The organism is bacterium, from assembly GCA_004299235.1.
Lineage (GTDB): Bacteria > Chloroflexota > Dormibacteria > Dormibacterales > Dormibacteraceae > SCQL01.
The window spans coordinates 1-15,181 of the sequence record SCQL01000019.1; the positions used below are offsets into that span (position 1 = coordinate 1).

10 protein-coding genes are annotated in these 15,181 nt (G+C 61.0%); 4 read left to right on the plus strand and 6 right to left on the minus strand.

Annotated features, from left to right (window positions below; all coding sequences use genetic code 11):
- From EPN29_05060 to EPN29_05085, 6 genes are all read right to left on the minus strand, one after another.
- On the minus strand, positions 1–221 hold a 221-nt coding region (locus tag EPN29_05060; protein ID TAN33650.1), incomplete at its 3' end, for a hypothetical protein.
- Positions 222–446, minus strand: coding sequence for a hypothetical protein (locus EPN29_05065; GenBank protein TAN33651.1), 225 nt, complete (start codon positions 444–446; stop codon positions 222–224).
- 321 nt (positions 447–767) lie between these two features.
- Positions 768–1,037, minus strand: coding sequence for a hypothetical protein (locus EPN29_05070; GenBank protein TAN33652.1), 270 nt, complete (start codon positions 1,035–1,037; stop codon positions 768–770).
- Positions 1,038–1,039: 2 nt separating this feature from the next.
- Positions 1,040–1,246: an XRE family transcriptional regulator gene (locus EPN29_05075; GenBank protein ID TAN33653.1), complete on the minus strand. Its 207-nt coding sequence runs from the start codon at positions 1,244–1,246 to the stop codon at positions 1,040–1,042.
- Positions 1,247–1,437: 191 nt separating this feature from the next.
- Positions 1,438–2,532 carry a hypothetical protein gene (locus EPN29_05080; protein TAN33654.1) on the minus strand — a complete coding sequence of 365 codons (1,095 nt, stop codon included), beginning with the start codon at positions 2,530–2,532 and terminating at the stop codon, positions 1,438–1,440.
- Positions 2,529–5,027, minus strand: a complete 2,499-nt coding sequence (locus tag EPN29_05085; GenBank protein TAN33655.1) for a type IV secretory system conjugative DNA transfer family protein — start codon at positions 5,025–5,027, stop codon at positions 2,529–2,531. Before EPN29_05085 ends, EPN29_05080 begins: the two co-directional genes overlap by 4 nt.
- A gap of 1,125 nt (positions 5,028–6,152) precedes the next feature.
- Between EPN29_05085 and EPN29_05090 the strand changes: the two genes are divergently transcribed.
- The 4 genes from EPN29_05090 to EPN29_05105 all read left to right on the plus strand — a co-directional run bounded on the left by EPN29_05090 (position 6,153) and on the right by EPN29_05105 (position 15,170).
- The gene (locus EPN29_05090) at positions 6,153–8,186 is read left to right on the plus strand and encodes a restriction endonuclease subunit M (GenBank protein TAN33656.1); all 2,034 of its coding nucleotides are present in this window, start codon (positions 6,153–6,155) and stop codon (positions 8,184–8,186) included.
- A gap of 221 nt (positions 8,187–8,407) precedes the next feature.
- Complete coding sequence (locus tag EPN29_05095) at positions 8,408–9,511, plus strand: hypothetical protein (protein ID TAN33657.1); 1,104 nt, start codon at positions 8,408–8,410, stop codon at positions 9,509–9,511.
- Complete coding sequence (locus EPN29_05100; protein TAN33658.1) at positions 9,496–13,560, plus strand: hypothetical protein; 4,065 nt, start codon at positions 9,496–9,498, stop codon at positions 13,558–13,560. The genes EPN29_05095 and EPN29_05100 overlap by 16 nt, the downstream gene beginning before the upstream one ends.
- A complete protein-coding gene (locus EPN29_05105; GenBank protein ID TAN33659.1) occupies positions 13,557–15,170 on the plus strand; it encodes a hypothetical protein in 1,614 nt (537 codons plus the stop codon). Before EPN29_05100 ends, EPN29_05105 begins: the two co-directional genes overlap by 4 nt.
- Positions 15,171–15,181 lie beyond the last annotated feature (11 nt).

Genomic DNA, 15,181 nt, shown 5'->3' on the forward strand with positions numbered 1-15,181 from the left:
CACCGCACGAGGACCTCGCCGCGGCGGAATGAGGCGATAGTCCTGAACCCTGTCTCCAAGGACTCCTGTGCGAGATCCTCGGCATCCTCGTTGGAAAAGTGTTTGCTCATCGCGAACTTGATTAGCGGCGTCTGGAACCGGTTGAAAAACGCCTCCTGGGCCACGATGTCGCCGCGCTGGACTGCGTCGGCCAATTCGTCGTCGTTGTCGTAGTCGATCATCTAGTCCTCGTCGACGGGCTTCACGCCCGACCCCACACGAGCCAACTGTTGAAGTAGCACCAGCTCCTCTCGAAGGCGCTGAGCTGAACTGTCCTGCGAGCCCCGAATCTGACGTAGAAGATCTGCTGTCAGGTCCGCAAGTGACTCCGCGTCGAGCTCGTTCTCGAACTCGGTGCTGAATTCGCCGAGGCCGAGTTCTTCAAGGTCTTCGGCGATCGCGGCCAACTCGAACTGGCACGAACAGCGCTGCCCGCGCCTCGCCTTCTCACAGTATGCGAAAGCGCGACGCGGGTTACCCGGGTCGCACGGCGGTGGGTCCGCGACCATGGTCCACGGCCCTGAGACAAACTTCCTAGGTTTAGGCATCGTCTACCACGTATTCAGCTTCTGGTAACAGCCCCTAACCGACCAGGTGGGCGCGTTTATCGGTGAATGAGTACCCAGGCATATCGTACATTTGTTCCCACGGCGATGGACAGCCTCATTAGGTCTGAACTGCTGGAGGGCCGCCTGGATTGTTCTCCTCTATCAGTCGGCCGCCGCCGGCTAAGCTGCCAGACTCAATTGCGGGTCGGCGAGCTGCAGTCGAACGGTGTCACCCCAGATGGCCTTGGCCTGAAGGCCAACGAGGTCGGCCAAGTAGGCCGCCCAGGGACTGCGAAGGAATTCGCCAGCCTCGACGTTGAGCCCTCCCTTCGTCCGCTTCACCGGCGCGGGTTCGTCGTGGCCGTACCACACGCCCAGGGAGTCCGCAACGGCGAGCCGGAAGACCGCGAGGATCAGATCCCGCGCGCCGATGGCCCGTCCTTCCTCCAACTTCAAGCCACCTTGAGCAGTTGACCGAGTTGGGTCGGAGCGCCTTGCTCAAGCGCCCTGGCAACCTTCCAAGCTGTCCGCGATCGCACCGGCTGGCCGCGCAACGCGCTCGCCAATGTTGGTCGTGAAATCCCGGCGCGCCGAGCAAGCTCCGATAGGCTCCACCCTCGCTCGGCACACGCTTTCTTGACTGCGTGCGATGACAGCACAACTACAAGTCCCGCAGGCCCAACCTCGAAGGCGTTCGGATTAGCCGCGCCGGCTACCCTTCGATCCAGGGTCGGCTGCGGGAGGGGGCCGGACTCCGGCCCCCTCAGGTGGTCCGCGAGTGACCTCAGACCAGGCTCACTCGGTGAGCTCGCGAAGTCGGTTAGGGGGTCAGATTCTGACCCCTGCCGGCTCACGAGCCCCCGCCTCCGCCCGGGCGCCGCAGCCACCACGCTGGCTTGCCGACAGCGTCTTCAACGTGTCGGTCCGACCTAGGAAGGCCTGCCATGTCCAGCACGGAGACCCTCCGACCAGAGCCATTGCCGGCCCACACAGCTCCGAGCGGCCCGGCGGCAGCGATGAAGGCGGTCGTCGTCGTCCACAATCTGCAGGTTTCGCGGTCGGTGTCGACGTGGTCCGGCAACAGGCCGCCGATCTGTCGCTCCCGCTGCTCGGTCGGTGCAACGAACAGAACTTGGTTAGCGGACGCGCCGGCGCGGTCGGAGAAGTAGGACGTGTACGCATGGAGCTTGGCGCGAAGGCGACGTGGTTGCTCAGTGCCGCGATCCCACTCGAGGTGGATCAACACCTCCCGGTCGGGCGCGAGCAACCGACCCCATCCGTCCGGGATTGGTCCGCGTTCGTCGCCTTCCGCGTACGCGTCCTGAACACCGTGCTCGCCGACCCAGTGGTAGAGGCCGTGGCCGGGCAGCTCGCGTGCGGCGAAGGCAAGGTCGACGAAGAACTGGTTGGCCTCGAGTTGGTGGACAAGGTGAAAGCGTCGCTCGAGTGCGTGCTCCGCTCGCCGGAGGTATGGCCGCGGGTCCTCGTCAAGCCACTCTGCCAGTGCGACCGCCCCCCGCCGCGAGAGTAGGTAGATCGAGAATCGGCACACGCGTCCGGGTCGCATGACGACGCGCCACGTATGCACGAGTCCATGCCCGACGAGCCAGCGGAGTCGGTACTGGCAGCTTCGCGAACCGGAGAAGAAGAGCGCCTGGAGTTGGCCGCGGTCGAGGTAGCGATAGGAATCGAGAGCCATCAGCATCGCCATGTCGCGCGGTGTCGGCGTGTAGTCGGACGTCGACCTCAATGGAGAGTCAGCAAGTTGCAGCTCGACGGTTCGAATGGTTCTCGTAGACGATGCGGATAGGGGAGACAGTCCCGGGGACGGAATCGGCCAGCTGGAACTTGGCAAGGGGTTCGCGCCACGGCGCGAATGGCGGCGCGAAGCTGGCTGGAGTTCGCGGCGCGAAGAGTTGCGCGCAGGGATCGCTGCCGTGTTCATGCGATCTCCCTGAAGCCGCCGGCGGCTCCGAACCGGCCAAGGCGCGCAATGATCTCGGCCTCAACCTCAACCACTGGCCGCCCGTAGCGGGCCGAGCTCGCGGTAGCCACTGCGGCCGCGTGTTCCTCACCCAAACCCGCCGGCGCCGGCAACGTCGTACCTGTGAACGGCGGTTGGGTGTGGCCGTCCACGCTGAGCCGTACTGCGATCTGAAAGCGATCCAGGGACTGGAGCTGGTGGATAGAGAGCGGCTCGAAGTCGCGGGCCACCTGGCGCGCATCATCCGGCCCGCACTGGAAAACGATGCGCGTTCGCGCGTTGGAGGCAACCGCCTGTCGGGTGGACTCGTGCAGCTGAGCCAGATGCTGGTTGGCTAGCGTCAGATTGAGCCGGTAAGCCCGCGCCTCAGCGAGCACATCGTCGATCGATTGGGGCAAGTGGAGGTAGTTGTGGAATTCGTCGAGATAGAGGTTGAAGTCCGGGCGCCACGCTTTCGGGCGGCTTGCGCGCGCGAGCGCCGCCTGCCAGAGGCGCGACATCACGAAGGAACCCACGAGGCGGCTCGTTTCCTCGCCGAGCGCGCCTTTTGCGAGGTTTACGAGCAAGATCCCGCCGCCGTCGATCACCTCGCGCAGGTCGATGGTCGACCGACTCTGGCCCAGGACGTTGCGCACAGTCGGCCGCATCAGGAAGGTTCGCAGCTTGTTTAGAACCGGGCCGACCATCTGCAGTCGCTGCCCCTCCGTCTGCGCCTCGTACTCTTGCCAGAACGGCTTAAGGCCGACCGGGTCGCCGAGGTTCTTGGTCAGACGAGCCCGAACGCGTTGGTTGAGCAGCAGAAGCGGCACCTCCGTCAGAGTCGCGCCCGGATGGCGAAGGAGGGTAAGGAGCGCCGCGCGAAGCACGTCGTCAGTGCGCGGCCCCCAGAAGTGCTCGAAGTTCTTGCGAAAGATCGTGACTACGCCGTCGGTGACGAGCTCGCGCTGACTCGGGTCGTCGCACTCAAGGACGTTGAGCCCGACCGGGCGCTCGCGGGTCGAAGGATCGAGCAGGATGACGCGGTTCGCGTGGTGGGCCGGGATGCGCTCGAGCAGGTCGCGGATGAGGTCGCCCTTGGGATCGATAATGCCGACGCCGATACCGGCCGCGATGTCCTGTAGCGCGAGGTTGAGCAGAAGCGTGCTCTTGCCCGCACCAGTCGGACCGACAGCGTGCAGGTGGTGACGCCGGTCGGCCTGGCTAATCTTCACGACAGCACTGCGATCGTCGTCCAGCCGGCACAAGACGCTGCCCTCGCCCGCGACTAGGGACGGGCGTCGCGGCATCACGCGGACACGCGCCGAGTCCATCGACACGCCAGCCAGCGGCAGGTGGAACAGCTGTACCGCTTCTCCAGGTGACAGCACCATCGAGGTGTGCCCGGGTCCGAGGCGCTTAGTTAGCGCGCTATCGAAACCGAGCGGCCACCAAACTTTCGCGACGCGAAGCCGGTTCTCGCCGTCTAGCGCCTGAAACGCCGACGCGATCGGGCGCAACGAGCTAACGGCCGACGCTCTGCGCGACGCCCAACAGCAGAGTCGCACCTCGATCCGCCAGCAGGCCTGGAAAGCTTTATCCGTCGGCGGGAGCGGAGTAGCAGTCCGCGACGGCAGCGTAGGTATCGAAGTGAGCGTGGGGTGAGGAAACCAGAAGTCGAAAAGTTCCAGTGGGAGGCGAAGGAGCTTCCACAAGATGCTCTCGTGTGAGTCGATGCCGGACAGCTGATCAAGTCGCTTGGCCGCACGGGCCTCCCACCCGGTGTCCGGCGCCATCGCGACCTGGATAACTCCGTCGCCAGCCTCGGTGAGTGCATCAACCGCGGTCGCAACTGCATCCGTGTGGGATGCGCCGAGCGGGAAGAGATCCTCACGCCACAAGCGGAGCCGAGCCCGAGCGGCCGCAGGTCGATCTAGTGCAGGGCCATCGTCGATGGGTGCGACGTTGGCGCCCGGGAGTGCGCTGCGGATCGCGGCCGCCACGAGGCTGCGGGCCTGGGTCGGAAACCAGCAGCGGGCGATAACGTGTCCCTCGCGAGCCTCGAGTTCAAACACGAGCCAGGCCTGGCCGAACAGAGCGCGCTTCCACCATGGCGCCGAAATTGCATGGAGCATCCTGAAGAGTGCCACCCAGCTCGCCGAGTTGTATTCACCCTCCACGGGCGGCACGATGCGCACCGAAGTGAGTCGAGACAGGCCCAGTTGGCGATGGAGCCGTGGTACTGCGGTCTTGACGAGTAGCCAGACGATTGCGATTGGGACCACGGCGGCCACTATCACGTGGGCCACAACGACAACCACGTGTCCCAGGAGGATTACCAGGCCGTCAAGCGCCGCCTGGATTGCGCTGATGAGCCTCATCAACTGGTCCACCCGTTGATCGACTTGCTGTTGTGAGGCACCGCCGGCACTGAGTCGTGGCGCGGCCAACGCCAAGGCCATGAAGATCGAATTCGGCATCCCGTTCCTCCTCGATGACTATCGAAAGCAAACCTGAAGCGCGATCGCCAATGCGGCGCGGTCTCTCCCAGACGAGCTAGGCCATTTGGCCAAGTCCGCACCGCTTCTGGCGAATTAGCCTCTATAAATAAAATCCCCAATGAGACACGTCCGAATTACCTTGAATCTGGATACATGAACGAAGCGGACTCGAAGGCGATCGAGATGGTCAGGCTCGACGAAGCGGCGCGCCGACTCGGATGTCACGTCGAGACGCTGCGCATTCGAGTGCGCGACGGCCGCTTACGCGCCGTCCGTGGACCGCACGGTGCCTACTACGTGGCCGAGCGTGATCTAGTGGAACTTCCGGAGCCGCGGCGAGGATGGCCACCCCGGCGTACCTTCACTAGAAGCCAAGTAGAGGGTTCGTGGGAGTTGGTTGATGCCATCCTGAGTCCCGCCAAACAGTGGTCGAGACGTGAACTGGCGCTTGTCGGCGAGCTCCGAGCGAGGCCAGCCGCGAACATACCGCTCTACCGTCTCATTTCGGTCCACCGTCTCCGCAGGCTCGGCCTCGCTTTTGAGGATATTGGCGAGGAGCTCGGGATCACCGAACGCCACGCCCGTCGGTTGTTCGGGCGGAGAGTGTTCATTGCCTTGCGTCGCCACCTTATGAGGGGAGATCGCGCGGAGGCCAAACGCGAACGCGAGCTCGCTCGGCGCCAGACCCGCCTTGGGAGGCGCCGCGGTCGGCGCTGGCGACGCCAACCAGGATCGGAGGCATGAGGCCGCCGGTCGGCGGATTGGCTCCAAGGATGTTAGCCTTGGACGGCAACCAAGGATGCCTAAACTCAAAGCTGAAGCGCAAGGCAGAGTGCTTCCGACTGGAGAATGCTGGTGCGGCTGCGGTGGCGCGACGCCAGTGGGCTCTTTCTTCCTATCGGGTCATGACAAGAGGGCTGAGTCAGCGGTCATCTTGGTCGAGTTCGGAGGTGTCCCTGAATTTCTCCGCGCTATGGGGTACGGCCCAGGCGGTAAGAATGCTCAGAACGCGCTGGCGACCTGGAAGAAATCGTCCAATCGACGCCGTTAGCGCTGCGGCTTAGGTGCTCACCCGTTGTTTTGGTGAGCCCGTGAGGACCAGCGATGCTTGACGTCACTGGCGAAGAGACTCCAGCTCCGGAGCCGGAGGAAGATACCCTCGCCGACCTACTCACGGGTGCCGAGCGCAAGGCATCGGATCTTGAGCTGATTGTCCAACGCATGATCCGAGTGCTGGCCGGCGAGTATCACTTTCCCCTTGAGACGATAGGTCGCGACGTAACTATCACAGTCAGTCTGGATGGCAAGAATCGAAAGAAGCGCGCCGAACTGGTCGTATATGGGACGGGCGTCGATAAGGATCCACCAATCGAACGCATTGTTTCTATCCGGAGACCAGGCACGAAACCGACCGACCGCGTTTCAGGTCTCGAATCTTTAGAGGACCTTATGGACGCCGTCGGCGAGTGCGAATTCGGACTATGGACAAACGGCAGAGACGTCGCCTACCTGCAGAAAAAGAAAGGGGCGCTACAGTCGCGTTTCGTTGAGCTATCGGACTTCCCGGGAGCCGGCGAGAGATTGGATGACCTCGATCGACCCGATCGGAGAATAGCTCGCATCGCTGTCGCTGAAGACTTGCGAGAGACGGTTCTGAGGTGTCACGACTACCTATACGGAAACCAATCGATGACTGCCAACCGCGCATTCGCGGAGATGCTCAAGCTCATTTTTTGCAAGATATATGACGAGCGTCAGCTCCGAGCACGGAATACTTATCAGCGCCAGTTCTGGGTCGGAGTGACGGAACGCAACGACACTGCGGGCCAGCAACGCATCGCTACGCGCATACGTGAGCTGTTCGCGCAGGTGAAGCGAGACCGGGACCTGCGCGACATCTTCAAGCCGGCAGACGAAGTCGAGCTCGAGCCGCGACAGCTTGCGTGGGTATCAAGCGAACTAGCCCGTTACCAGTTCCTTGACGCCGAGGTCGATGTTAAGGGCTTGGCTTACGAGGCAATGGTTGCAATGACGATGAAGAAGGAGCGAGGGCAGTTCTTCACTCCCCGCAACGTCGTCGAGGCTATGGTCGCGATGCTGGATCCGAAGCCGGAAGAGCGAGTGCTGGATCCCGCCTGCGGCAGCGGTCGGTTCCTTGTAGCTTGTCTTGACCGCTATAGGAACAGCCGAGCCACCGAACTCGCTGGTGCAGCTGCAGGCGAGGTTGAAATGAGGCGACTCCGCAATTCCGACTCTGTCCTTGGCGAAGCCGCTGCCTATGCGCGCTCCTGTCTCGTTGGCGTCGATCTGGATCCTGAGCTCCAGCGAGCCGCGAGAATGAACATGCTCATCAACAATGATGGCCACGGGAGCATATTCAGCTTCAACAGCCTCAGTTTGACGCGCACCGACCTTAGCGCTGGTGCCGTCAAGGGAGCAGAGCTGGTCGGATTCGAGACGTTTGACATCGTTCTAACGAACCCTCCGTTCGGCGCCAACATACCCGTCGACGATCCGGACATATTGCGGAACTTCGAGTTGGCCCATCGCTGGGATAAAACACCCGATGGCAGCTTTGCGATGCGCCAGGACGACTTGCAATCAAAGATGCCCCCCGAAATCCTTTTCATTGAGCGCTGCATGCAATGGCTCCGAGAGGGTGGAAGGATGGGTATTGTGCTGCCCGACGGCATTTTGGGAAATCCGGACACGGAATATATCCGCTACTGGATTCTTCAGCACTCCCGGATCCTCGCTTCGGTCGATCTTCCGGTTGAAGCATTTCTCCCGCAGGTAGGCGTCCAAGCATCTCTGCTCTTCCTTCAGAAGCGACCCGCAGCCGAAGTACGCGCCGGCGTGCAGGACGAGTACCCGATCTTCATGGCTGTTGTTGAATTTGTCGGTCACGACCGACGCGGCAACACGATATACAGAAGGGATCCAGATGGCTTCGAAATATTCGCCAATCGGGCGGAAACCCTCGAGGTGCGACGAGGCGGCGAGTCGGTCGTGGAGATGCGGACCCTCAGAATGCGGGTGCCCGCCGATGACCTACCAAGCGTAGCCTCACGGTACCGCCGATGGCGTGACACGGGATCGATTGAGTCCAATCCTGGCCCCGTGCCTGCTCGCGGGTGAGCACTGTCATCGCGAGCAGCGCTTGGCTTGACCAGGAGCAACGGCGCCTTGACGCGGGTGCATTCCGTGAAGGTGGACAGGCCGTCCGAGCGCGAATTAGAGGCTTGGGCGCTCCGGTACGACGACTGGATCGGGTTGCGTCTATCTACAGCGAATCAAGATTCGCTCGGACGTACGTACCTGATCCAACTCGGGGCCTTCCGTATCTGACGGGCTCGGACATGCTCCTGCTAGATCTTCAGGGCCTGCTGCAGATATCCCGCGCGCGAACGAAGCAGGCTAGCGCTCTACGCATATTGGAGGGGTGGACGCTAATCTCGTGCTCCGGCACGATAGGGCGCACCGCCTTTGTGCGGCGCGAGATTGCCGGCCACATCCTCTCCCACGATGTGATCCGGGCTGTACCCCACGACGGTGACATCAAGAAGGGCTATTTATTTGCCTTCTTATCGTCGCGTCAGGCCTTAGCGATGATCCGACAGAAGACCTACGGAAGTGTCGTCCAACACATTGAGCCGGGACACATCGCGGATCTCCCCGTGCCAACACCGGACTCCGCTGATGAGGACAACATCGATCGGCTCGTGTGCACCGCTGCTGAAGCGCGGACCGAAGCAGCAATGCTGCTCGACGCGGCGAGTGCCCATTTCGATTCGCTTGGTCCCCACTTCACCTATACGCAAGAACACCAACGCGCCGAGGGTGTTATCACAAAGGTCCGCCCCGGTCGGCGGCTAGATGCCTTTCATCATGTCGGGTGGGCCTCGCAGACTAACTTGTCCGACGGCGACCATTTGGGGGACCTCGGTCCGGTGTCACGCCCCGGCATGATCAAGCGGGTATTTGTTGAGCGAGGGGTGCCGTTCATTTCCGGCGTTGACGTATATCAAGTGAGGCCACCGTTCCGAACCCGACTGATGACCCTGGAGGCAGAGCGCGCCAATGCTTTAGTCACCGCCGGGCAGATTGTGGTGCAGCGGTCGGGACAAAGGTACGGGCTACTCGGGCGACCGGCGCTGATCGGTCGGCGCCTGGATGGCTACGCAGCATCGGACCACCTTATGCGCATCTCCCCGGTAAGCCCGGAGGCTAGGGCACGCATCTTTGCATTTCTGCGATCAGAGCTTGGCCGGCGGTCTCTGCTCCGGACGAGCTACGGCACGTCGATCCCCACGCTAAATCCGGATGGTCTTGCCGACCAACGGGTGCCGGCACTGCCTCTCGAACTTGTAAGTGCCGCCGAACGCGCCCTTCAATTGCGAGAGCAAGCTGACGCCGATGAGGAACAGGCGATCCGCAAGGTCGAGGCGTGGCTCGACTCGTAGAGGTGGCCGGCGCGGAAGGCCCTGCGAACGATTCCGAGCGAATCGCCGTACGCCAGTTTGTCGGTCAGCTACCCGCCGACTACTTCGTTATTCCGAACTTTGTCTTAGAGGAGCGTGGTGGGCAGCGATTCGAGTACGACGTTGCGATTGTGGCTCCGCACGGAGTGTATGCGGTCGAGCTCAAGGGTTGGCGCGGCTCGATTTATGGGGACGCGGTCGAGTGGTCGGTGAATGGTAGAACCCGCAAGGCGCCGACGATGCTCATCGAACGCAAGGCGAAGGTTCTCAAATCACACCTCATCGACGCCCAACAGGCCTGGGCACGTGTTCGAGTCGAGTCGATGGTTGTCCTTACGGACGCCGCCGTTCGGCTTGATTTGGCGGAGGGGAGCGGCGACCGAGTCTTCGATATGGCAGCGTGCATGAGTTTTCTTCAGGGCCCCGAGAGCATCAGACAGGGCAAGGGGTCAATCGCGGAATTCGCCCCTGAAATCGCGCGCTCGATAGCGTCGATCGGGCGCACCCGCAAGCCGGAGTTGACATTTGGGGACTATGTCGTCATCGAGGCGCTCGAGCAGAGTGATGACGAGACGATCTACCGAGCTCGAAATCGAGATATGCCAGCTGCCCCGGAAGTCCTACTTCGTGTCGTTACATTGTCGCCATACCTCCTCACCGAACAGCAGAAGTCTCTCCGGAAGGCTCAACTCTTCCGTGAGGCAGAGGCGCTGCTGACCATGGGTAGCCACCCAAATGTGGTAGCCGCCCGATCGGTTTTCACGGACGACATCGGACGTGTCGTTCTTGTGAACGATGCGAGCGAGGGGCGAAGCCTTCGGCAGAGGTTGATGAACGGAACGCCACTGGCCGTTGAAGAGCGACTCGAGATCCTAATCGGCCTCGCCCGCGGTCTGCGGCACGCTCACTCGCATGGCGTCATCCATCGACAGGTGGCACCACAAAACGTCTTGCTGGATGACCGAGGGACCGCGCAACTCGCCCACTTCGGCCTAGCCAAACTCTTGAAGCCGGAAGCTGGGACTGTGTGGGAGTCCGATGCGGTATCGCCGACCGTGGCGCCGTACTTAGCCCCTGAGCTTGCCGACGCAGACCTCGGTCCTCCGTGCCCTGGCACGGATTTGTTCGGTCTTGGTTGTATCGCGTACGAGCTGTTCGCTGGACACGCGCCATCCCTAGCCGGCGGAAACAAAGACTCAGTCGCCTCGATGGACCGTCCCGACGGAGCTCCAGCCGGCCTTTGGGAACTACTCCCCGACCTGCTTAGGTTTGATCCCGCCGCTCGAGCAGGAGACACGGCTGCGATTGTTCAAGCACTTGAGTCTCTGAACCGTAAGGGTCGGACACCTTCCACCGGCCCCAAGAATGAGTACAAACCTGGAGATCTTATAGACGGAAAGTTCGAGGTTCGGTCTCGACTCGGTGAAGGCGGATTCTCGAGCGTCTACCGCGTCTATCACGCCATCGAGGATCGGGAGTTCGCCCTGAAGATTTTCAACGCTGGGAGCTTCGAAAAGCTGCAGCGAGAAACCCAAGTGCTTAGGACCATCAACCACCCTCATGTGGTGAAGGTGATTTGGGCTGATCAGACGCAGACCAAGCAGTGGTATTTGGTAAGTGAGCTGGTGGACGGCCAGCCCCTATCGGACTACATAGGAACCGCAAAAAAGCTCGGGCCGCAGGAAGCCGTTCGTGTTGTCCTCGATCTGCTCGGGGCTTTAGAAGCGATCCATCCTGACGAGCAGCGTATCGCCCAGCTAAAGGAGGCGGGCTCAAATCGAGATCTCACGACCGACGAGTTCAACGAGCTCCAATCGTTGCAGCAACGAGGCGTTGTGCACCGTGACATCAAACCTCAAAACCTAATGCTTACCGAGCAAGGCGTGGTGCTGATTGACTTCAACATCGCCTCGAGAGCCGGCGCTCCAGTAGTGACCGTTTCAGGAACGCCTCCTTACCAACCGCCTGATGCTAACTACACGCGATGGACCGTGAGTACGGACCTGTTCGCCACTGGGGTCGTCCTCTTCGAGCTGCTGTGTGGCGACCATCCCTATGAAGACGGCCACCCGCGTAATGACCGATTACCTCGCGATCCGAGGTCGATGCGCCCAGAGCTCTCAGAGGAGATGTCGGAGTTCCTCCTCAAGGCCTGCGCTCCTGAATCCGAACAGAGATTCCAATCCGCTAGGGAGATGCGAGCAGCACTGGCCTCGATAGATGTCGTGGTGTCCAACACCGCATCGGAAGTTCATGTGGGACTGCCATCTCGGCTAGCAGCCTTACTGGCGGCAAGCCCACCAAATGTCAATCCATTTGTCAGGGAATTCTTGTCTCTTGCCAGCCAGGCCCGTCTCACGAATAAGAACGCGAGAGGACTGAATGACCTTGCCGAAGTGACCTACGTGGAAACCCGCCTCGATGCCGAGTTAACGGACGCCATTCTCGAAGGCCGGCATCAGTTGGTGGTGATCACCGGCAACGCTGGAGACGGAAAGACCGCTTTCATTCAACAGGTAGAGTCGCAAGCGTTGCAACGCGGTGCTAAGCGCCTTGAGCAGTCGGCGAACGGCGGCCGCCTGCGCTTCATGGCGCGAGACGTGATCACTGTGTACGACGGTAGTCAGGACGAAGACGACAAAGCCAGTGACGAGGTTCTGCACACCTTCTTTGCGCCGTTTGCGGCCCAGGGTGCTTCAGATGGCTCGGTGCGAGTCGCAGCCATTAATGAGGGGCGGTTGCGGGACTTTGTCCTCGGCTTCCGTGACCGATACCCGCGGCTTGTTGACGTATTGGTGGAGCTGGATGACGCGGCTTATCGTTCGGAAGATCAAGCCATCGCGCTCGTCAACCTGAACTGGCGCTCTGTTACAGCCGGTGGTTACGAATCAATCTTCAGTCGCCAGGTGCATGCGGTAGTCAGCGGCCCATTCTGGGAGAAGTGCCAGGCATGCGATTTCCGCGCAAGATGCCCCATCAAGCACAACGTTGATACGTTGCGCGACAGCACTGCAGGTCCTGTGGTTATAGAACGACTCCGCCGCTTGGTCGACCTCGTACGGCTTCGCCAGCGACGCCATCTGACGATGCGGGATATTCGCTCGCTCATTTCGTTTCTACTCTTCCGAGACCGCACATGTGAAGAGATCGCTGAAGCTCTTCAAAGTGATGATCCGTTAGTGGTCGCAAACCTTGCCTACTTCCAGGCTGTGGGCGCACTGGGGCAACCGGCTGGCAGTGTTGTTGATCGCTCGGCGCTTCTGCTGGCGGAGGCGGACATTGCCCTCGTAGCTAGTCCTGTCGAGGATCGCGCCGTAGCTCTCGGCAAGTTGCCACGGCGCTTGGCTGTCCCAACGAGGGAGAGCGACCATCCAGCGGAGTTACTGCTTGAGGCACAAAGGCGCGCGGGATACGGGTACGAGAGCGACGCAGCGCAGTCGTCTCGGATTCTGCAAGGACTCAGAAGGCTTGTCTTCTTCGAGCGGAGCGATGAGAAGTGGTGGGACATGGTGCCCTACCGCAAGCTCCAAGCCCTGGAGAAGGCTCTCGAGCCCAATGCTGAGAATGCCCGTCAATCCCTGGGTGCGGAGATCATTACCGCCTTATCCACGTCAGAAGGCATCGATGACGTTACACGCGCTTCTCAGGCGTTGTGGCTTGCCACCACCGACGAGACCGAAGTCGGAGTCAAGTCATACAAGCGTTTCGCCGCCAGCGACTTCAATGTCCGCATAGCCGCTGCGCAACGGCCCTATGTGGAGGCTGCCCCCGACCACCTCGAGTTGATCCACTCGCCAAGCGGGATTGTCCTGGGCGTGACTGTTGATGTGCTTGAGGTTCTCGAACGACTTCAAGAGGGTCACGTGCCTTCGCTCGAAGAGGCACGTGGATTGCTGGTCAATCTCAAACTGTTCAAGCATCGCCTTCTTGCTCTTCCAACATCTTCCCTTGTACTCGTCGCAGAAGACGGTGAGTACGAAATCGCGGGACATTTGGATGGCCGTGTGGAGCTTATCGAGGCCAAGAAGTGAATTCCCTCACTAAGTCTCAAGTCGCTTTCAAGACCGAAGAGATCACCTATCTCGATCGCAAGTCAATCCTGTTGGATCGAATGCTTCTCCGACTCTTCGAGCTTCTCAGATATGACGGGAGGAAGGTCCATCGACGCCGCACTCGCTCTGTTGACGTTGCCACTGTGACGCAGGCAATGCTCGATAACCCGGGCCGTTTTCCAGGTTTTGCGACCCATCCTGATATTGCCCGGGCCTGGCTCCGAAATGATCTCCTCGAGATCATGAACCGAGGGCGACGTGGCACGGAAGTCGTTGTCGGCCCACGCCCGTTTCATCTCAGCGCGTTCAAACTTGCCAATCCGAAGGCCGCCCAGGACTACGGTGCTTCTGATCAAGTTTGGGCTCTGCTGTATCACGCCGATCGTCCGATTCTTGCGCAGCTGAAGGAGTTCTTTGGTCGGGGACTGGATCCAGCGCTGGACAGATACGACAAATCCACAATCTTGGATTTGGAGACACTGGCAATTCTGGGGCTCGCCGATGACATTGAGGTGAGCCCAGCAACAGCGGCGCCGGCGGAACCGACGCGACCGCTGTGCATGGCGCAGGGTCGGATTCTGGCGGACGATCTGCGTCGTCTTCTCGCCTACGACGGCAGCGTGCCGCGCAACGTTCTGGCTGACTACATCCGCAACGTCATCGGGTTGCACTTGGCTCTACTCATGCTCCGCCTGCTTCGGCTTGTCCCGCACAAGGTTGACGAGGCCCGTCACGCCGGTCCCTCGGTCACGTGCCCGGCCGAGGATCACGCCGTAGCGGACTGCGCCAACTGCCCCTTCGGCGCTGAGATCACGGTCGACATGACGGACGATCCTGCGTCGCCACCGGGACTCCTCGCGCGGCGATCAGCCGTCGACCATTACGGTCGTATCCCCGAGTATGTGCGGGCAGTCTTCACCGTAAACAGGCTGAAGGACTATGCCCAGGTCTTAACCGCTTCCGGAAGGCGTGCGCACGCGCGGTCACTCGCTGACCTTCTAAGCATTTTGCACGATCCCCCGTCCGATGCTGAAGGCTTCTTTGGCGCCAGGATTGCCGATGTCCTTACCCGAGACAACGATGGAGACGAGGAAGAAGACCCAATTGTTCGTCAGATTGTGGCTAGCGACATGACCTCGATGGATCGCTTTGTGGAACTGATCTGTCTCCAGCGCCTTAGGAATGAAGCCAAGCGGGTCACTGAGCTTGTGGACTCCCTAACTCAAAAGAATCGCCCCGGCGGCTTCCTTCGCCAGACTGTCGGCAGTCGCGCCCCACGATGGTTCGTCATGTCAAGCGGCCTTCTCGAGACGCTGGCTCAGATTGCAGTTGTCGAGCGAAATGAGGGCCGCCTCGATACCCGCCCAGTACTCCTGGACGACTTTGTGACCTGGCTGCGCCGTAGATACGGCTTCGTCATATATGCCCCAACACATCGCGAGGTTCCGCCAGATGAGTACGCAGCCTGGCAGCAGAACGAGCGAGCATTGAGAGATCGCCTGCATGAAATCGGCTTCTTCGTAGATTTGTCCGATGCATATAACTCCCAGACCCTGAGGCCTCGGTATCAATTGGGGAGCTCTTCGTGACAGGCCAAAGG